The organism is Onishia taeanensis (genome assembly GCF_003268885.1).
Taxonomy (GTDB): domain Bacteria; phylum Pseudomonadota; class Gammaproteobacteria; order Pseudomonadales; family Halomonadaceae; genus Onishia; species Onishia taeanensis_A.
Window position 1 is genome coordinate 209,081 of record NZ_QLSX01000003.1, and the last position, 19,295, is coordinate 228,375.

The 19,295-nt window shown below is 63.9% G+C and carries 16 protein-coding genes; 4 read left to right on the forward strand and 12 right to left on the reverse strand.

Translation table 11 applies throughout. From position 1 onward, the window contains the following. Window positions 1-48 precede the first annotated feature (48 nt). Entirely contained in the window at window positions 49-1,020 is a 972-nt protein-coding gene (locus BCL93_RS05815) for a LysR family transcriptional regulator (protein WP_112054157.1), read from the forward strand. A gap of 198 nt (window positions 1,021-1,218) precedes the next feature. Continuing rightward, on the forward strand, window positions 1,219-2,559 hold the full coding sequence (locus BCL93_RS05820) for a glycosyltransferase (RefSeq protein ID WP_258396005.1): 1,341 nt from the start codon (window positions 1,219-1,221) through the stop codon (window positions 2,557-2,559). A gap of 126 nt (window positions 2,560-2,685) precedes the next feature. Here BCL93_RS05820 and BCL93_RS05825 read toward each other — a convergent pair whose 3' ends face one another. From BCL93_RS05825 to BCL93_RS05835, 3 genes are all read right to left on the reverse strand, one after another. Beyond that, window positions 2,686-3,462, reverse strand: coding sequence for a TVP38/TMEM64 family protein (locus tag BCL93_RS05825; protein WP_112054158.1), 777 nt, complete (start codon window positions 3,460-3,462; stop codon window positions 2,686-2,688). A 142-nt stretch (window positions 3,463-3,604) separates the two neighbouring features. Further along, complete coding sequence (locus BCL93_RS05830; RefSeq protein ID WP_112054159.1) at window positions 3,605-4,546, reverse strand: ABC transporter substrate-binding protein; 942 nt, start codon at window positions 4,544-4,546, stop codon at window positions 3,605-3,607. Between the two features lie 118 nt (window positions 4,547-4,664). Then, window positions 4,665-5,846 carry a TauD/TfdA family dioxygenase gene (locus BCL93_RS05835; protein WP_112054160.1) on the reverse strand — a complete coding sequence of 394 codons (1,182 nt, stop codon included), beginning with the start codon at window positions 5,844-5,846 and terminating at the stop codon, window positions 4,665-4,667. A 181-nt stretch (window positions 5,847-6,027) separates the two neighbouring features. Here BCL93_RS05835 and BCL93_RS05840 point away from each other — a divergent pair, with 181 nt between their 5' ends. Continuing rightward, a complete protein-coding gene (locus tag BCL93_RS05840) occupies window positions 6,028-6,918 on the forward strand; it encodes a LysR substrate-binding domain-containing protein (RefSeq protein ID WP_112054161.1) in 891 nt (296 codons plus the stop codon). On the opposite strand, the gene BCL93_RS05845 is transcribed toward BCL93_RS05840, so the two are convergent. The 8 genes from BCL93_RS05845 to ftsH form a co-directional block, all read right to left on the reverse strand. Continuing rightward, the gene (locus BCL93_RS05845) at window positions 6,837-7,928 is read right to left on the reverse strand and encodes an NAD-dependent epimerase (RefSeq protein ID WP_112054162.1); all 1,092 of its coding nucleotides are present in this window, start codon (window positions 7,926-7,928) and stop codon (window positions 6,837-6,839) included. The two genes, BCL93_RS05840 and BCL93_RS05845, sit on opposite strands and share 82 nt — an antisense overlap. Continuing rightward, on the reverse strand, window positions 7,925-9,709 hold the full coding sequence (locus BCL93_RS05850; protein WP_112054163.1) for an ArnT family glycosyltransferase: 1,785 nt from the start codon (window positions 9,707-9,709) through the stop codon (window positions 7,925-7,927). The genes BCL93_RS05845 and BCL93_RS05850 overlap by 4 nt, the downstream gene beginning before the upstream one ends. A gap of 40 nt (window positions 9,710-9,749) precedes the next feature. After that, entirely contained in the window at window positions 9,750-10,049 is a 300-nt protein-coding gene (locus tag BCL93_RS05855; RefSeq protein WP_112054164.1) for a lipid-A-disaccharide synthase N-terminal domain-containing protein, read from the reverse strand. Further along, entirely contained in the window at window positions 10,046-10,876 is an 831-nt protein-coding gene (locus tag BCL93_RS05860) for a glycosyltransferase family 2 protein (RefSeq protein ID WP_112054165.1), read from the reverse strand. Before BCL93_RS05860 ends, BCL93_RS05855 begins: the two co-directional genes overlap by 4 nt. A 606-nt stretch (window positions 10,877-11,482) precedes the next feature. After that, window positions 11,483-12,289 carry a zinc-dependent peptidase gene (locus BCL93_RS05865; protein WP_112054166.1) on the reverse strand — a complete coding sequence of 269 codons (807 nt, stop codon included), beginning with the start codon at window positions 12,287-12,289 and terminating at the stop codon, window positions 11,483-11,485. A 3-nt stretch (window positions 12,290-12,292) separates the two neighbouring features. Continuing rightward, window positions 12,293-13,864 (reverse strand): carbon-nitrogen hydrolase family protein, encoded by a 1,572-nt coding sequence (locus BCL93_RS05870; protein WP_112054167.1) that lies wholly within the window; start codon window positions 13,862-13,864, stop codon window positions 12,293-12,295. A gap of 175 nt (window positions 13,865-14,039) precedes the next feature. After that, complete coding sequence (locus tag BCL93_RS05875; RefSeq protein ID WP_112054168.1) at window positions 14,040-15,806, reverse strand: PHA/PHB synthase family protein; 1,767 nt, start codon at window positions 15,804-15,806, stop codon at window positions 14,040-14,042. Window positions 15,807-15,816: 10 nt separating this feature from the next. After that, window positions 15,817-17,757 (reverse strand): ATP-dependent zinc metalloprotease FtsH, encoded by a 1,941-nt coding sequence (gene ftsH / locus BCL93_RS05880; protein WP_112054169.1) that lies wholly within the window; start codon window positions 17,755-17,757, stop codon window positions 15,817-15,819. A 309-nt stretch (window positions 17,758-18,066) separates the two neighbouring features. On the opposite strand from ftsH, the gene BCL93_RS05885 reads away from it, so the two are divergent. Then, window positions 18,067-18,984 carry a DMT family transporter gene (locus BCL93_RS05885; RefSeq protein ID WP_112054170.1) on the forward strand — a complete coding sequence of 306 codons (918 nt, stop codon included), beginning with the start codon at window positions 18,067-18,069 and terminating at the stop codon, window positions 18,982-18,984. A gap of 42 nt (window positions 18,985-19,026) precedes the next feature. Here the strand turns inward: BCL93_RS05885 and BCL93_RS05890 are convergent, their stop codons facing one another. Beyond that, entirely contained in the window at window positions 19,027-19,293 is a 267-nt protein-coding gene (locus BCL93_RS05890; RefSeq protein ID WP_112054171.1) for a DksA/TraR family C4-type zinc finger protein, read from the reverse strand. Between the last annotated feature and the right edge of the window lie 2 nt (window positions 19,294-19,295).

Sequence of the window (19,295 nt, forward strand, 5' to 3'; positions counted from 1 at the left end):
TCAGGCTATAATGCAAGTTATTGTTGCGTTTAAGTAGAGAATCTCATTGTGGCCCAGCTCGATGACCTGGCGTTCTTCCTGCGGTTGGCGCAGTGCGGCAGCTTGACCGCCACCGCACGCGAGCTGGGCCTGTCGCTGTCGGCGGTAAGCAAGCGCCTCAAGCAGATCGAATCGCGCCTGGGGGTGGAGCTTGCCACCCGCACCACGCGTCGCCTGACGCTGACCGCCGAGGGCGAGCTCTATTGCCGGCGCGGTGCCCTGATTCTCGACGAGCTCGGTGAGCTGGAAGAGACCATCGGCGACCGGCGTGCCGATCTCTCGGGTCGCCTGCGTATCAACGCCACTTTCGGCTTCGGTCGCTGTCATGTCGCCCCCCTGCTCTCGTCGTTCTGCCAGCGTCACCCGGCACTTTCCGGTTGGCTGGAGCTGACCAACTTTCCCATGAACCTCAGCGACCAGGGCTTCGACATCGGCATCCGGGTGGGAGAGCCGCCGGATTCGCGACTGGTGGCGCGGCGAATTCTCGCTAATCGTCGACTGCTGTGCGCGGCACCTTCCTATTGCGAGGCCATGCCGCGGCTCGAGACGCCGGCGGATCTGGGGCACCACCGCTGTCTGGTGATCCGCGAGAATGACAGCGACTTCGCCCTGTGGCGCTTCGAGCCCCGCGGCGAGGCGGGGCAGGCGCGCAGCGTGAAGGTCAGCGGCGAGATGGCAAGTAACGACGGTGAAGTGATCACGCAGCTGGCGATCGATGGTCATGGCGTGATGCTGCGTTCCTGGTGGAACGTGCATGAACACCTTGCGGCGGGGCGGCTGGTTGAGTTGATGCCCGGCTGGCAGGGCGTCAGCGCCGATTTTTATGCCGTCTTCGACCAGCGCCGCCATGTGCCCCAGCGGATTCGCACCTTCATCGACTATCTCGAGCAAGCGATGGCCGGGCGGGTGCCGCCACTGCCCGAGCACCCTCAGATGCCACCGATAGGTTCCCTTGCCCTTGAGGGCGCGGCGTTGCCATGATCGATGTCATGATTCCCGCCTGTTCCTGACGCTTGCTTAGGCAATGGCGAGTGCGATCAGGTTCGTATGGGGTGTATGATCTGCGCCGTCGTGTGCCGTCTGGGTTTTCTTACAGCATCGCCTATCTTGAGGAAGGCGAGGCCATGCAAGGATAGGCGGCCGGCGCATCCAGGAAACGCTGACGAGGGAGTCTATGGCGTGAATGTGCTGATGTTCACCAACACTTACTGTCCAATCGTGGGCGGGGTCAGTGAGTCCGTTCAGCGTCTGAAAACACGGCTGCAGGCCGAGGGGCACCGGGTACTGGTAGTGGCCCCCAAATTGACCGGGCAGCCAGAGGACGAGGACGACGTGGTACGCGTCGCCGCCGTCCAGCATTTCAATGGCAGCGACTTCTCGCTGCCGGTACCGATTCCCGGTCAGCTCTATGAGGCCATCGAGGCCTTCGACCCGGATATCGTGCATTCGCATCACCCCTTTCTGCTCGGCGATACCGCCGCGCGGGCCGCCGAGACCTACGGGCTGCCGCTGGTGTTTACCCACCACACCCTGTACGAGCACTACACCCACTACGTGCCCGGCGATTCGCCGCGCATGCAGCGCTTCGCCGTGGCCCTTTCCACCCAGTACACGCGGCTTTGCGAAGCGGTGATCGCGCCCAGTGAAAGCATCCGCGAGCTGCTCTTCGAACGGGATGCCAATCCGCATGTCTGGGTGGTACCCAGCGGCGTCGATACCCGGCGTTTCGCACAGGGTGACGGTGCCGCGCTTCGCCGTGAGCACGGCATTCCTTTGGACGCCTATGTGGTGGGGCATGTGGGGCGGCTCGCCAAGGAGAAGAACCTGCCCTTCCTCACCGAGGCGCTGGCACGGATGCTAGAGCAACTGCCCGAGGCACATTGCCTGGTGGTCGGTGATGGCGATGCCCGGGAAGCAATGAAGCAGGTCGCCGAGCGCTTTGGTGTGGCCTCACGTCTGCACTTCACCGGACGCCTGCAGGGTCAGGCGCTGATCGATGCCTACCATGCCATGGATGTCTTCGGCTTCGCCTCGCATAGCGAGACTCAGGGCATGGTGGTCGTCGAGGCCATGGCCACCGGTTTGCCGGTAGTGGCCGTGGCTGCCCCCGGCGTGCGCGAGGTGCTCAAGGATGGTCGCAATGGCAGGCTGCTGCCCAACGATGACCGCGAGGCAGTGGCCGACGCCATGGTGGCGCTTGCCGATACTGAGTGCCGGTCGGCGATGGCCGAGGGGGCTCTGGCCACCGCCCAGGCCTTCGATGAAACCGCTTGCGCTCAGCGCTGTCTGGACGTTTATCGTCAAGCCATCGCCGTGGGTGGCCCCTTCAGCCACGCCGATGACGGCACCTGGGATCGAGTGCGCAGCCGCCTGGGCGCGGAGTGGCACATGCTGCGTCACCGTGGCCGGATACTGCGCTCTATCTTGCAGGATGAGTGGGAGCATGCTGACTGGCAGCCGCTGATCGGGCGCGGCCACGAGGACGACGAGGCGGAGTCGAAGGAAGTCACTCCCAAGTAGCAGTCCTGACGCTTGAAGGTCAAAAGCCGGTAGCCGGAATCACCGGCCAGTAGAGCGGAACACATAAGCGGGCACCGACCTCAGCAGAGGCCGGTGCCCGTTGGCGCTAAGGCATGAGAAGGCGCTTTATGAGTTAGCCGAGTCGCCCTGTTCTTGTGGCCTGGTTGGCGCGTCCGGGATGTCTGCTTCTTCTGGGGGGCGCTGTGCGTGAGCAGGGCGGGCCGGTTCTCGTTGCTGGCGGCGCGTGGCATAGCGCTTGAGACCGACCAGCACCAGCACCCCGAGGGCAATGCCGCCCAGCGAGATGGCGATTTCGCCTTTGTTGTTGGCGGTGACCAGTTGCCCCAGCTGGCTACCCAGCAGCGTGACCCCGACAAGCCCCGGCACGATACCGATGACCGAGCCGATCAGGTAATCGCGGAAACGCAGGTGAAAGGCGCCGGCCAGCATATTGGTCAGCGTAAAGGGCGCCAGCGGCAGCAGGTTGACCACCGTCATGGTGCGAATGCCGCGACCTGCCAGATAGCGCGACAGCCCCTTGAGATGCCGGCCGCCATAGCGCATCAGCGCCTCGCGGCCAAGCCGCCTTCCTACTCCGTACGTCAGGATCGACGCCGCCAGCGTGCCCGCCAGGGCGTAGCCGAAGCCCCACCATGGCCCGAATAGCAGACCTGTCACCGCTACCAGCAGGCTCAGCGGGAACATCACCAGTGACGCCGCTGCATAGACTGCAACCACCACCAGAATCGCCCAGGGGGCCTGTGTCCAGGCCACCGAACCCGCCGCGATAGCCTGTAGACGTGCCACCGTCAATACATCGTGCATGGCCAGCCACTGCCACAGGCCTCCCATCGCCAGCAGGGTGACGAGCAGGAGCAGAATCATCAGTAGAGGGCGGGGCATGCGCACAAGATCCTTGCAGGTGGTGGTCCAAATGACGACACAGCATACGACAACGCGCCCGGCGGCCAAAGCGGCACGCCGGGCGCGACGGTCTATCCTGCGCCGCGCTTAAGGAGTTGAGCGCGGGCCAGGCCGAGGGCCGTTACAGCGCCAGAGCATCCTGCACTTGGGGCCAGGCTGGCTTGCCGTCACGGTCGGTCACGCCCTCAAGCATGGCCTGGATACGCTCGGGATGATCCGCTATCCACTGTTGGGCAACGTCTTCTACGTCTCGTTCCTCCTGGCCGTACTCGTTGATCATCCAGCTCTGCTGGTCAGCGCTGAAGGTGAACTGAGTGAAGAAGTGCTCAAGGTTGGGGTGGGACTCGGCGTAGCCCGTCCGCATCAGGGTTAGCACCTCGCTCTCACCATTGTTCTTGCCGAACAGGTCTTTGGGGTCCTCGAGGTAGCGCATCGGCAGTTCGAGGTTCATCCAATGGGGCGTCCAGCCGACCCAAACGATGGGCTCCTCGCGGCTGATGGCGCTGCGTGCCGCACTGAGCATGCCGACGACGCTGGTATCCACCAGTTCCCAGTCGCCGAGCCCCCAGGCGTCCTCGTCGATGGCCTGATGAAGAATCTCGCTGGCGGCGGAGCCGGCGCCGAAGCCATAAATCTCGCCATTGAAGGCCTCGCGCTGCGCGTCCAGGTCAGCGAAGCTGGTGATGCCCTGCTCGTACAGATACTCCGGGACCGCCAGCGTCATCTGAGCGCCATCGACGTTGTTGGCCACTCGCTTGAGGCTGCCATCTTCCACGCGCGGTGTGTAGAGATCCTCCTGGGCTGGCAGCCAGGCGCCGAGGAAGAGATCAACGTCGCCGCTCTGCATGCCCTGGTAGATGACCTGCATGCCAAGTGATTGCACTCTGGTGTCATAGCCCAGCGGGCCGAGCAACTGGCTGGCGATTTCTGTCTTGACGGTGATACCCGGCCAGGCGGGAACGCCGAAGTCCAGGGTCGCATCGTCGGCCTGGGTCGGCAGGGAAAGCGTCAGTGCGGCAGGAACCGACAGTGCGGTAAGCGTGGTGCGCAGTACGGTGTTCATGAGCATCTCCTTGCGTGGTCTATTGTTTGGGCGGCCGTCGCTCCGCCTATTGGGTGAGCCGTGGCGCTGCTTGTGCAGTCGGGCTGTGGCGTCGCCACGGCGTCAGGGGAAAAGGAGGTCAGTCGGGGCGAGACAGCACCCGCAGACGCGATTCCAGCATGTCCAGATCCAAGTAGGTGCCCTGCAGGTGGCGCCGACCGGTGCTCGGGTCGAAGGCGCGGCGGCCATGCAGCACCCGGCGGTTGTCGAAGGCGACCATCTGCCCAGGGGCCAGGGCGAAGTCGAGCTGGTGCTCCGAGGAATGCAGCAACTGCCAGAACTGGCGATAGGCGTCGTACCAGGCATCGATGACGTGGGTCGGCAGGCGCAGGCTGTCGCGAATCCAGTTGTTGAAGCGCACCTCGATCAGCTGGCCGTCGTGATCAAGCGACAGCACCGGCGCGCGGGTGCTGATGTCCTGCTCCTCGTCCTGGAAGCGGAAGTCGATCGGCGTTTCGCTGAGGATGCGGAAGGCCTCGGGATTCTGCTGGCGCAGCGTTTCGGCCGCCGCGAAGCCGTCGGCAAAGATCGATTCGCCACCCTCGGCTTCATTCTCCAGGCAGTAGAGCAGTTGAATGTCCGGCGGCTGTCGCCAGTTGGGCAAGTCGGTGTGCAGCGCCAGGCCGATGGCGGTGTAGGCGGCATTGTTGGGGTTGGGCTTGGAGCGTACGTCGAAGCGGGCCCCGAAGTTGGTCGGACGCATCGGGCCGATGCGTTCGGCCAGGCGGCTGACTTCCTCATCGGCCAGCGGGCCTGCGTCGAGCAGCACCAGGCCGTCGCGCAGCAGGGCCTCGAGCCAGGCACGCTCGCCGGCGGCGTTGCCCACGAAGTCGGCATGGGCGACGCACTCGGGGGCATAATCGGCTGCCCAGGGGCGACGCGCCGGGATGACTGACGCCGGCTCCTGGCCGGGGCGGCGCTGATGCAGCCAACCGGCATCGAAGTCGCTCACATGGCCATCCTGCCAGGTCAGGGTCAGGTTGCCGTCGTGAAGTGTGGCCTCGGGGGCGGCGGTGACCGGCGTCAGGGGGACGTAGAGGCGCTCGCGGGTGACCGTGTGGCGACAGGCCTCGCAGGGGCAGTTGTCGCGCAGCCAGGTGAGCGGGAAGTGAGCCTGGGCGCCATCGCCCCAGCTGAGGGTGACACGGGCGCCGCTGGCCAGGGCATCGGTGAGTGCCGGCGCATTGGCATACGCCGACAGCTCGCCCATCGCGATGACGGTGCGTTGCGTTGCGGGGGCGGAAAGCGTGGTGTCGGTCATGGGGCACTCCTGCTGGCCAGTGGCCTGTGACGAGAATATGCCGCCTATGCTGGCGATTGCGCCGCCCCGCGACAAACGATTAATCTGGCCCCATTGCCCTAGCTGTACTTATCACAGGGTTTTTCATTAAGGCGTTGTCATCAGGCGCTTGGTAGGAAGGTTCTGACATGCAGGTTTTGACATGAAGGGGCTGCCCCCGCTGATCTGGCTGCAGGCATTCGAGGCTGCCGCCCGCACCATGAGCTTCACCGCCGCCGGCCAGGAGTTGGGCGTGACCCAGGCGGCGATCAGCCAACGCATCCGACTGCTCGAGGATCGCCTGGGTCAGAAGCTGTTCGTGCGCCACCCGCGCAGCCTGAGCCTGACCCCGGCGGGCCAGGCTTGGCTGCCAAGCGTGCTTGAGGCCTTCTCGCGGTTGGCCGAGGGCACCGCCGAGGTGTTCGGGCCAAGCCCCCATGCGCCAGTGACCCTGCGTACCACGCCGGTGATGCAGCAGAACTGGGTAGCGCCCCGGCTGCTGGCTTTTCATCGTGCACATTCGGCGGTGGCGGTGCGCCTGGTCAGCGCGATCTGGCCGGAGGATTTCGGGCCGGAAGGCGCCGATCTCGAGATTCGCTACGGCTCGGGGGACTGGACGGGAATGGAGGCTCTGTCGCTTGGCGATGAGGCGATGGTGCCGGCCTGTGCGCCAGAAGTGGCCGCACGGCTTGAGGCACCCGGGGATATCGCCGGTGAAACGCTGCTGCACGCGGCGGGGTTTGCGGTGGGCTGGCCGGCCTGGCTGGAGCGGGCGGGCATCGCCGGGATCGAGAGCGATTGCCCGACGCTGATCTGCGATACCCAGGTCATGACGCTGACACTGGCTGCCGCCGGGGGAGGGATCGCCCTTACCCATCGTCGGCTGGTCGAGAGCCGCGAAGACCTGGTTCAGCCGTTTGTGCTGTCGGTCCCCAGCGCTGAGCGCTTCTGGCTGGTTCGCCCGGCCAACCGTCAGCCGCGGGAGGCGGCCGAGGCGCTGTGGGCCTGGCTATCGGACGGGCTTGAAGAGCGCTCTGTCGGTGACTCGGCGTAGAAGTCCAGGTACCAGTCGACAAAGGACTGGACGCCTTCCTTGACCGGGGTTGAGGGCGTATAGCCCACCGCTTGTGCCAGCGCCGAGCTGTCGGCGAAGGTATCCGCGGCATCGCCGGGTTGAAGCGGCAGCAACTCGCGGATCGCCGCTTTGCCCAACGCTTCCTCGATGGCGGTGATGTAGTCGCCAAGGCTGGTCGGCGCCTGGTTGCCGATATTGAAGATCCTGTAGGGCGCATCGCTGCTGGCCGGTGCCGGGGCATCGCTGTTCCAGTCAGGGTCGGCGCTGGCGACCTGGTCGCTGGCTCGAATTACCCCTTCGACGATGTCATCGATATAGGTGAAGTCGCGGCTGTGGTGGCCGTGGTTGTAGACCTGGATCGGCTGCTCGGCCTGGATGCTGCGGGTGAACTTGAACAGCGCCATGTCCGGCCGGCCCCAGGGCCCGTAGACGGTGAAGAAGCGCAGCCCCGTGGTCGGAATTCGGTAGAGGTGGCTGTAGCTGTGGGCCATCAGCTCGTTGGCACGCTTGGTGGCGGCGTAGAGCTGCAGCGGATGATTAACGCCCTGATCCTCGCGGTAGGGCATCTGGGTGTTGGCCCCATAGACGCTGCTGGTGCTGGCGTAGGTAAGATGGGCGACCTGCTGGCGACGACAGGCTTCGAGCAGCACGCAGAAGGCGGTCACGTTGCTCTCGACGTAGGCCAGCGGCGCTTCCATGGAGTAGCGCACCCCGGCCTGCGCGGCTAGGTGGATGACCCGGTCGAAGGCGTGCTCAGCGAAGCAGGCATCAACCGCTTCGACATTCGCCAGGTTGTCGCGCACGAAGTGATAGCTGCCGGCGCTTTGTGCGGCCACGGCATCGAGGGTCGCGAGTCGGGCCTCCTTGAGCGCCGGATCGTAGTAGTCGTTCACGCTGTCGAAGCCCACGACGCTGTCGCCGCGCTGCAGCAGGGCTCGCGCCACATGGAAGCCGATAAAGCCTGCGTTACCCGTGACCAGCACCTTCATTTGCCTTCCTCCTCTGGCGCTTCTGACACGCCATCCTGACCGGGGCGAGTACCTGGCTGGGGCCCGGCTGATACGGGGCCCTCAACCGTGGTCGGAGCCACGAACAGCGGCGCTGCGGCGGTATCTCCCTCGCAGGACGCGAAGGCCGGCCCCGGGATCAGCCACCAGTGTTCATTGTTCTGCAGGCCAAGGTCCCTGGCCTGGTTCAGGTCGGCACAGGCGATCTGATCTTCCTTGCGCTGAGGCACTAGCATCCAGCGCTCGTCAGGAGCCTGGGCGAGCCAGTCAAAGGCCTTCAGGAACTGGGCATCCTGATCGGTGTGAAAACCAAAATGCACGCTGGGCTGTTGCGCCTGGAGCAGGAATTCTTCATCGAAGTCGGGTTGGGCCAGCCAGGCCGAAGGGCCGGTAATCTGGACCACCCGCTGCATCATGTCCCTGGGCGAACGGGTCTGGTCGAGCTGTTGGTAGCCAAAGGTGGACCACAGCGCCCAGAACACCGCCAGCCAGGCAGCCAGGCCCAGCATGCCGCGGCGCGGCCGCAGCCAAATGAGCAGCCCCGCCGCCGAGACACCGAGCAGGATCCACCAGGTCCAGGGCATGACGTCATACTTGGCGGCAAGCTCAGTCAGCGCCGGCAGTCCGAAGGCGCCCAGCAGGCCAGCAATGAGGAAGATGCCGCCGAGCAGGGCCAGCAATCCGGTGGCAAGCCAATGCAGGCCCCGCTTGCAAAGCAGGCCGGGCAGCAGCGGTGCCATGGCCAACACCAGCAGCGGAGAGGTCGGCAGCATATAGACGCCGCGCTTGCCCGGGGACAGCGAGAAGAATACGACGACCAGTAGCGTGCCGCTGAGTGGTAGCAGCACTCGGGCATCCATGCGGCGGATACGATGCCACCAGGACGGCACCACCCAGGGCAGCCCCAGTACCAACGGCAGCCAAGCCCAGGGCAGCACCGAGACAATGTAGTAATGCCAGGGTTTGACATGGTGCCAGGCGGTGGCCAGGCGCTTGCCGGTCTGCTTGAAGAGGATGTTGTCGCGATACGCGGTCATCCCCGGTTCATCGCCGAAAGTGGTAATCAGCGCCATCGGCACCACCCAGAGTGCCGCGACGCCCAGAATCATCGCCAGGCCGAGCCCCAGTTCCTTCAGGCGCAGCGGCGTGGCCTGGCCGCGCCAGGCCAGCAGCGCCCAGGCAGGCACCATCAGCAGCGGCAGGAAGCCGACCCCCTTAGTGATGATGCCAAGTCCCATCGAAGCGCAGCCCAGATACCACCAGCCTCTCGCCGGACCGAGCAGCGCATGTCGCATCAGTCCGTAGGCACCCAAAGTGATCCACAGCGTGACCAGCATGTCGATCTGGGCGGTCTTGGCCTGCAGCGCGAACTGCACGGTCGACAGCAGTGCGGCGCCGGACAGCAGCGCTATCCGGCGGCCATAGAGGCGATTCGTCAGGTCGGTGACCAGCGCCAGGGTGCCCAGCGCGGCAATTAGCGAAGGCAGCAGAAAGCCGAGCCGTACCGAGCCGGTGATGGCGATCGATACGGCGGTGGCCCACATGAAGATCGGCGGCTTGTCAGGATAGAGCTCTCCGCCGCGATGCGGCAGCCAGAACTGGCCGGTCTTGAGCATTTCTAGGGCGTTGAGCGCGAAGCGCGGCTCATCGGCGGGCCAGGGGTCTCGCAGGCCAAGGCCGAGAGCCAGCAGGCCCAGGGCCACTAGGGCTAGCCACCAGAACCCGTGACGGTAGGTGGCATGCAGGTAAGCAGGACGTTGCATCGAGGAACTCGCGGCAGATATCGAAACGAAAAGACGTGGTTCAGGACTGGGCAGACTCGGACTCGGACTCGGACAGAACCTTGGCCTCACGACGGATCAGCATCAGATTGCGGGTATAGATCAGCAGGCCAGCGCCCTGGCCGGCGATGAATACCGGGTCTTTGCGATAGATGGCGTAGGCCAGCAGCGTGACGCCACCGGCAAGGCTGAAGAACCAGAACGCCAAGGGAACCACGCTGCGCTTGGCCCGCTCACTGGCCAACCACTGCACAAGAAAACGCCCCGAGAACATTGCCTGCCCAAGAAAGCCGACGCCGATCCACAGCCATTCGGTGTTCATCGTGAGGCTTCCCGCGCTGAGGTGGGTGTCGGGGCCTCGGCAGAGTCAGCGCCCGAGCTTTGATCGCTTGAACTATCAGGGGTCAGCTTGGAAACTGCGGCTGGACTCGCCTCGAAGGTATCCAGCGGTGCCGGCAGGCGAGTGCGCTTGCGCAGCCACATCACCCCGAGGATATCGAGCAGGCCTGCCCACAAACGGTTGTTGAGGCCGTAGTGGGACTCGCCGGCGCCGCGAGGACGATGGTTGACCGGTACCGACACACAGCGACCGCCCTGTGCCAGCACGAGAGCCGGCAGGAAACGGTGCATGTGATTGAAGTAGGGCAGTGCCAGGAAGGCTTCGCGATGGATAACCTTGAGGCCGCAGCCGGTATCCGGTGTGTCATCCTTGAGCAGTGCCGAACGCACCTTGTTGGCCACCCGTGAGGATAGCCGCTTGAGCCAGTCGTCGCGGCGAGTGGTGCGGTGGCCGGCCACTAGCGTGACATCGCCGCGCTGAGCGCGTTCGAGCAGATTGGGCAGGTCGGCAGGGTCGTTCTGACCGTCGCCGTCGAGCGTGGCGAGCCAGGTGCCCCGGGCTGCACGAGCGGCCTGCCAGACGGAGGTGCTCTGGCCGGCGCTCTTGTCATGGTGCAAGGGTCGCAGGCGGGGGTCTTCGGTGGCGCGACGAGTCAGCATGGCCCAGGAGCCATCCTGGGAAGCATCGTCCACGACCAGCACTTCGTAGTCGGTGCCGACGAGAGCTGCGTCGACCTCGTCGAGCAGCGCAGGCAGGTTGCCTGCTTCATCCTTGGCAGGAATGACGATCGATACCAGCGGTGTACTCAAGATGATGTCTCTTTGCTTCCGTAATGTCTTAGCAGCAGGCCGCGTAGCCTGCACTCTTTTCCTTAAGGGAGCCTTAAGACTACAGACAGTTGGCTCAATAGTGAATGTGACGTGGGGCGCAGGGTCCCTCAATCCATGGGCAATCCAATCTTATGACTTGGGCCCTCAATGAGATCCCGTCTCACTTTATGAGGCTAGAAGCTGCACGGGGGTTTGGCCAGCAAATAGGCGCCGTTGTGATGCATGAACGGCTGTCAGGGTAGTGCTATCTGGCATGCTCATGGCCATTTTTCAGGACGCTTCTCAGGACGTTTCTCAGAGCTTTTATCAGGGGTTATTAGAGTTTTCCAGGAATTTTCACAGGACTCTTCCAACCCTTTACCCCTGAATTCAGGACCAAGGGCTCTTTTCAGGACCTTGCCGAGACTCTTTTAACGGCGTTTTCCGGGCCGTTTTCTAAATGCGTTTTAGAATGCCTGGAAGGACGCTATTTAAATCACCCTTCATGACGCTTTCCTGGATACCTGTGAGGCGTCAATTGAGACCCGTTTGGGCTCTCGTGGGAAACGCCTTGTGAGCCTCTCGATGACATGATGGTAGCACCGATCAGGGCTGAGAGGGCACCGGTAGGCGTGCTAGCGGATCTTGTTGGAAGTAGCGGGAAAGCAGCGAGTAAAGCGCCGGATAGGCCTTGTCTAGCAGGTCCGGCGCGCTGAAAAAATGCTCGCAGCAGACGGCGAAACATTCCCCGGGGTGGCTAGCCGCATAGTCGTCAATGGGAGTGTCCTCACCGCGCTCCAGGTGCGCCTGCAGGTCGTCCCAAACCGCGGTGAAGACTTGGTGCCATTCACTGGCGGCCATGTCCCGCGGCAGCGGCGGGAAGCCATCGGCATCCCGTGAGTTGCCCATATCGAGCTTGTGGGCGAGTTCGTGGATCAGCACGTTGAAGCCACTGAAGTCGCCACTTGCCATCAGTTCCGGGTAGGCCACCACCACCGGCCCTTGAAAAGAGGTCTCGCCGGCTCGCTGATCGGCATACTCGTGCATCACCCCTGCTTCATCCATTTCTTCGACCTGGCGCGCGAAGGCACCTGGCAGGATCAGGATCTCGTGCACATTGGCGAAGGCTTCCTGATGCTCGGCCTGCGACCAGCCCAGGGTCAGCAGACACGCCTGGCCGGCCAGTGCCAGCCGCGCCGGTTCGTCAAAAGGCATATCGGCCAGGGCAGGGTGCAGCGACAGACGTTTGTCATGCACAAAGGCCCAGGCTCGCTGGCCCAGGCGCTCGGCGTCTTCATCGCTCAAGGCGGCAAGCAGGGGCAGCCGAGCCCGAGCCTCGCGCCAGGTGTCGGCGGGAAAGGGATGGCGGGCGTTAAAACGGGCGGCCCGCCAACGCCGCCAGCGTTCGAGCATGGATCAGTTGTCTTCCTGGCGGGACCCGGACTTCCATGACCAGTCGCGCCAGCGCAGGTCGAAGAGATCCTTGCGGCGGTCCTTGAGATTGGTCACCGAGCCTTCGTTGCGCAACACCGTGAGTCGCTTCAGGTCGAGATCCGAGAACATGATCATCTCGGTGTTGGGTGTGGTCTCGGCCAGCACGGCGTCATGGGGAAAGGCGAAGTCAGAGGGTGAGAACACCGAAGACTGGGCGTACTGGATCTCCATGTTCTCGATGGCCGGCACGTTGCCGACGCTGCCACACAGCACGACGTAACACTCGTTCTCGATGGCGCGGGCCTGGGAGCAATGGCGTACACGCAGGTAGCCATTCTTGGTGTCGGTCCAGAAGGGCACGAAGAGGATGTCCATGTCCTGATCGGCGAGCAGGCGCGATATTTCCGGGAACTCGACGTCGTAGCAGATCAGGATGCCGATTCGGCCGGCATCGGTGTCGAATACCTGGAGGTCATCGCCCCCCTCGATGATCCAGTCACGGCGCTCCTGGGGGGTGATGTGCAGCTTGGCCTGGGCTTCGATGTCGCCGTCGCGGTGGAAGAGATAGGCGATGTTGTAGAGGTGGCCGTCTTCCCGCTCCTCGATCATCGAACCGGCGACGATGTTGATGTTGTAGGACACCGCCATACGCGACAGCTCGGTCTTGAAGCGTTCGGTGAAACTGGCCAGGAAGCGGATAGCCTCGATCTGATCCTGCTGGGCGGCGCGGTCCTGCAAGCCCATCAGCGGTGCGTTGAAAAGCTCCGGGAATACCGCGAAGTCACTCTGGTAATCTGACAGCGCATCGACGAAGTATTCGGCCTGCTGCAGAACCGCTTCCACCGAGGAGAATTCGCGCATCTGCCACTGCACTGCACCCACTCGTACCTGGGTCTTGCGGGTGTCGAGCACCGATTCAGCAGGCTCAAAGAGGATGTTGTTCCACTCGAGCAGGGTCGCGTAGCCCTGAGACTTTTCATCTTCCGGCAAATACTTGCGCAGCAGTCGCTTGACCTGGAAGTCGTTGGCCAGCTGGAAGGAGAGAATCGGGTCGTGAATCTCCTTGCGCGAGACCTGATCCAGGTACTCGGCCGGCGCCATCTCGTGTGCGTACTGGTGGTAGTTGGGGATTCGGCCGCCGGCAAGAATCGCTCGCATATTCAAGGATTTGCAGAGATCTTTGCGAGCTTCGTAGAGGCGCCGGCCAAGCCGATACCCCCGGTAGGCCGGATCGATCAGCACGTCCAGACCGTACATGGCGTCGCCTTCGGGGGCGTTGAGGATGATCTCCCGCTGATCCATCAGGTCGTCGTAGCGGTGCGGGTTGGAAAATTCCTCGTAGTCGACCCGGGCCGTCAGGGCCACGCCGATGAGGGTCTCGTCGTCCTCGATGACGATCTGACCCTCGGGGAATTCGCTGATCAGCCGCTCGATGGTGCGCTGTGGCCAGGCGCCGCCGATGTCGTGATAGACGCGGTCCATCAGCGTCTTGAGCTGAGAATAGTCGTCCAGGGTGAGGTTGCGCAGCGTCAGGTGGAGATCTTCTAGGGACATGTGTGCCGGGGCTCCCGCCAAGAGTAAATCGTTGCAGTCTAACATGGGGCCGACCGGCGCATGATGCAACGGTGCGGCAGAGCGACACCAGGGCTTATTCCCGCCAGTGTCGGCAACGATGATTCCCTTGGTTTCTACATATTAAACGCCGGGCCCCTCCATGCCCGCGTGATGACTATTCCATCAACACGTAGCGCCCGGGCGCATCGTCTAGCGGAGGATAGTCGTCCGACCCCATCGACGGCGGCGCCTGGGGATCGCCTGAATGTGCCGCCAGCCACTCCTGCCAGGCCGGCCACCAGGAACCCGCGGTCTCCGGGGTGCGCTCAAGCCAGGTCTCCGGGTCGACATAAGCATCGCCCTCGCTGGCGGTGGCCATGCGGAAATGGTGCCGGGTGTCCGTTGGCGGGCAGACGATGCCTACATTGTGGCCGCCGCTGGTCAGCAAGAAGGTGATCTCCTGGGTGTCGGCGAGCAGATGGATCTTGTAGGTCGAGCGCCAGGGGGCGACATGGTCCCTTTCGGTGCCCACCGCGAAGATTGGCACACGGATGTCGCTGACCGTTATCGGACGGCCTTCGACCTTGAAGCGGCCCTCGGCGAGATCGTTGTCGAGGAACAGCTGGCGCAGGTATTCGCTGTGCATACGATAGGGCATGCGAGTGGCATCGGCGTTCCAGGCCATCAGGTCGTTGATGGGGCGGTGCTCACCCAGCAGATAGTCGTTGATGAGGTGCGACCAGATCAGATCGTTGGAGCTCAGCAGCTGGAAGGCGCCGGCCATCTGCTTGGTGTCGAGCACGCCCTGTGTCCACATGGTGTCCTCGAGGAAAGAGAGCTGCTTGTCATCGATGAACAGCATCAGCTCGCCGGCCTCGCGGAAGTCGGTCTGGGCGGCGAGCAGCGTCATCGAGCCCAGGCGGTGATCGCGATCTCGCGCCATGGTTGCCCCGGTGATAGCCAGCAGCGTGCCGCCAAGACAGTAGCCAACGCTATGTACCGGTGCTCCGGGGCAGACCGACCCGATTACCTTGAGGCTATCCATGATGCCCAGGTGCTGGTAGTCATCGAGCCCGAGGTCGCGGTCCTCTCCCGTGGGGTTGCGCCAGGAGATCATGAAGACCGTATGGCCCTTGCCGACCAGATAGCGCACCAGCGAGTTATCCGGTGACAGGTCGAGGATGTAGTACTTCATGATCCAGGCGGGCACGATCAGTACCGGTTCGGCATGCACCTCGTCGGTTGACGGGGCGTACTGAATCAGCTCGATCAGGTCATTGCGATAGATCACCATGCCAGGCGTCAGTGCGACCGCCTGCCCGGGCAGGAACTGCTCGGCTCCGGCCGGCTTCTGGCCCGTCATCTGGCGCTGCAGGTCGTCGATGAACTGTTGGACACCCTTCATCAGGTTGGCCCCGCCGGTCGAAAGCGTCTTGTCCAGCACCTGCGGGTTGAGGAGCGGGAAATTGGCGGGGGAAACCATGTCGAGTAGCTGGCGCGCGCCGAATTCGAGCGCCTGTTCGTGATGTGGGGACAGGCCGGCAAGGCCGGTGGTGGCATTGCACCACCATTGCTGCTGCAGCAGGAACGACTGGTAGATCAGGTTATAGGGAAAACGCTGCCAGGCCGGGGCGCGAAAGCGCCGGTCCTGGGGCAGGGGCTCGATGCAGGGCGCCGCCTCGGCGTCGAGCGCCGAGCGGCCGGCCCACATCGCCAGCCTCAGCTGTTTGTCCATCGCCTTGCGCGCAAGGGTTGCCTGCTTGCCCGGTGACATCGCCACGCTGGTCAGCCAATCGACGTAGGTCAGAACCACCGCCGACGGCGAGACGCCGGATGTCAGCCGTGCCAGCGACGCCCGCATCAAGCGGTCGGTGCTCTCCTCGAGGCTGGTTTCCGCACGGGTCGGGCTGGTGCTACTTATGCTGGGGTCAGGCTTGATCATCGCGGTTTACCTAGAGTCGGCGGGGCGTGCTCGGCGGGCAGTGGTCGGGGGGCGTCTTGGTCGGTTCGCCCTGCGTGGGCACCCACTTTTCCTTAATCCCTGCTGGCTGATTTTCTTCCACATCTTCCGCCACCTTTTCTGCGCCCTCTTGCAGCTTGATGGCCGGGAATTCGTCGGCGGTCAGGGTTTCGCGTTCGAGCAGCAGGGTCGCACCTTCTTTCAGGGTGTCGCGGCGCCTGATGAGAATGCGTTGTGCCTCGCCGTAGGCCTCCTCGATCAGCGCGCGCACCTCCAGATCGATTTCCCGCGCGGTGGCCTCTGAATAGCTTCGCGGGCTCAGCGTGCCGTAAGTGTCACCGAGGAAGGCCTGGCGCTGTTGCTCGTAGACCACCTGGCCGGTGTCTGCGGTCATGCCGAAGCGAGTCGTCATGTGGCGAGCGATCTCGGTGGCCTTGGCCAGGTCGTCGGCGGCGCCGGTGGATATTTCGTCGAAAATCAGCCGCTCTGCGGCCCGCCCACCCATCAGCACCGTCATGCGGTCCTTGAGCTCGCCGGTGGTCTGCAGGAAACGATCCTCGGTTGGGCGCTGCATGGTGTAACCCAGCGCCCCCACGCCGCGGGGAATGATCGACACCTTGTGTACTGGGTCCATACCCGGCAGCGCCGAGGCTACCAGGGCGTGTCCCATCTCATGGTGGGCCACCACCTCGCGCTCGTGGACATTGAGCAGTCGGCTCTTCTTCTCGAGTCCCGCCACGATGCGCTCGATGGCATTGGTGAAGTCCGCCATGCTGACCTGGTCGCTGTCGTGGCGCGTGGCCAACAGCGCCGCCTCGTTGACCAGGTTGGCGAGATCGGCCCCGGTGAAACCTGGGGTTAGCGCGGCGATATGATCCAGGTCCACGTCTGGCGCCAGGTGCTGCACCTTGCCGATATGCACCTCGAGGATCGCGCGGCGCCCCACCCGCTCCGGTCGGTCGACCAATACCTGACGATCAAAGCGGCCGGCGCGCAGCAGCGCCGGGTCCAGTATCTCCGGGCGGTTGGTGGCGGCCAGCAGCACGATGCCCTCGGAGGGGTCGAAGCCGTCGAGCTCCGCCAAGAGCTGGTTCAACGTCTGCTCTTTTTCGTCCTGGCCACCCATCATGCTGGGCCCTCGCGCCCGGCCCAGCGCATCCAGCTCATCGATGAAGATGATGCAGGGCTTGGCCTTGGCGGCCTGCTCGAAGAGGTCGCGGACCCGGGCGGCGCCGATGCCAACGAACATCTCGACGAACTCAGAGCCCGAGATCGAGAAGAAGGGCACGCCGGCTTCCCCCGCCACTGCTCGGGCCAATAGCGTCTTGCCGGTGCCCGGCGGTCCGACCAGCAGGATGCCCTTGGGAATGTGCGCGCCGAGGCGGCCATAGCGCTCCGGGTCGCGCAGGAAATCGACGACCTCCTTGAGCTCGGCCTTGGCCTCGTCGACCCCGGCGACATCTTCGAAGGTCACCTTGGTTTCGGTCTCGACGTACACCTTGGCCTTGGACTTGCCCAGCGTCATCATTCCGCCGAGCCCCTGGCTGCCGGACATGCGGCGAATCACGAAGCTCCAGATCAGAAAGAAGAACAGCAGCGGCACCATCCACGACAGCAGGATGCTCAGGAAGGTGTTCTTGGCCGCCCCGGTGTAGGTGACATCGTACTGGGCAAGCTTGTCGGCAAGGGCCGGGTCGACGGGGCGGGTGCTGAAGCCCGTACTGCCATCGTCGTGCGGATTCTGATAGGTGCCGGTGATACGATCCTCGCCAATTTCCACCGAGGCGATCTCACCGTTATCCAGCATTTGCATGAACTGCGAATAGGGGATCGACTCCGTGGTGCGCTGGTGGCTGATCAGGCTCTGGAAGGCCATCACCGCCAGAAAGGCGACGATCACGTAAGTCAGGTTGATCTGGTGCTTCTTTTCCATGCGACACCCCGTCACGCCGTGCGGCTCGCAAGGCAGCCTGCCTCGCGATCCGGCCGATGTTTCTCAGTGTAGCCATCCCACGCTGTGTCACGGCGCAACCGGCTTGATCCAGCGCAGGGTTTTACTCGACGGATGCCCGCCATTCCCTTTGCAATCCATATTCGGGTTCGCTTAACTGGCCTTTCATGCACCTAGGCGCCCGACTGATGGCCAATAGTGCTCGAGTGTTGTCGCGGCTTGGCGGCAGGCGTGATGGGTGTAACCCCTGCTGCGCAGGCGTTTATTCTTGAATCCACAAGAGGTCTCCCAATGCCCCTGCACCAAGGGCTTTCTTATCGCCAGCAGGGCCTGCTGCTGACGGGCGGCGGGGCGCTGGTCATGTCCCCGGATGCGCTACTGATCAAGCTGATCGACCTGCCGGATGCGCAGATGCTGATGTGGCGAGGCCTGGTCTCGGCGCTGGGATTTCTGCTGCTGGTAGTGGCGCGACACGGTCGCAATACGTTGGCGGCCTATCGACGCTGCGGCGGCACCGGCATTGTGGTGGCGCTGCTGTTCAGCCTGACCACCTGCGGCTTCGTGCTCGGCAATCAGTACACCCGCGCCGGCAATGTGCTGATCATTCTCGCCTCGTCGTCGATCATCGCGGCGGGGCTCTCCTGGGTGATCCTCAAGGAGCGCCTGCCGCGTCGCACCTGGCTTTCGATCGGGTTGTGCATGACAGGCATCACGATGGTCGTGGCGGATGACGCTGGCGCCGGCTCGCTGGTGGGCAATGGCTTTGCCCTGCTGGCGGCCACGACCCTGGCGCTGAACTTTACTCTGTGTCGCCGCCGGCCGGGGGTCGACATGAGCCCGATGCTGACCTTCGCAGGGCTGATCGTGGGGCTGGGTGGGGCCCTGGTAGCGAGTGCCGGGGGCGAGCTTACGCTGCCGGATGGCGAGCGCTTGCTGATGATCGTGGGGCTGTGTCTGGGTATCGTGCCGTTGGGCGTGACGCTCTTGCAGCGCGGGCCGCTGTACCTGCCCGCGGCCGAGGTAGGGCTGCTGTTATTGCTTGAGGTGGTGGTGGGCACGCTGTGGGCATGGGGCATTCTCGGCGAGCGCCCCACGCCCATCGCCTTCGTCGGCGGAGCCCTGGTGCTGGGCACTCTGGTAGCTAAGGGGCTCTATGAGCGGCGCCTTGAGCTCAGGGTGCAAAAGGCCACGGCAGGCGAGGGCCGATAGTAGACGTAGTTGGCTGCCTTGCCGCGTGTGTTGCTCGAGCCTCTAGCGAAGCTGGCTGTCCTTGCTGCCACGGCGGTTATAGCCGCTGACCGCAGAGCGGTGCTTGTCGCGCTCGCTCTGGCAGTTGATGCACAGGCGCACGCCCGGCACCGCCTCGCGCCGCGCCTGTGGAATCGCTTCGTCACATTCCTCGCAGTATGCAAGGCTTTCCCCGCGGGGGAGCTCGCTGCGTGCCCGTTCCAGGGCGTCTTCTACCGTGCTGTCGATCTGCTCTTGCACGGCGCCATCTTTCGACCATCCACCGGCCATGC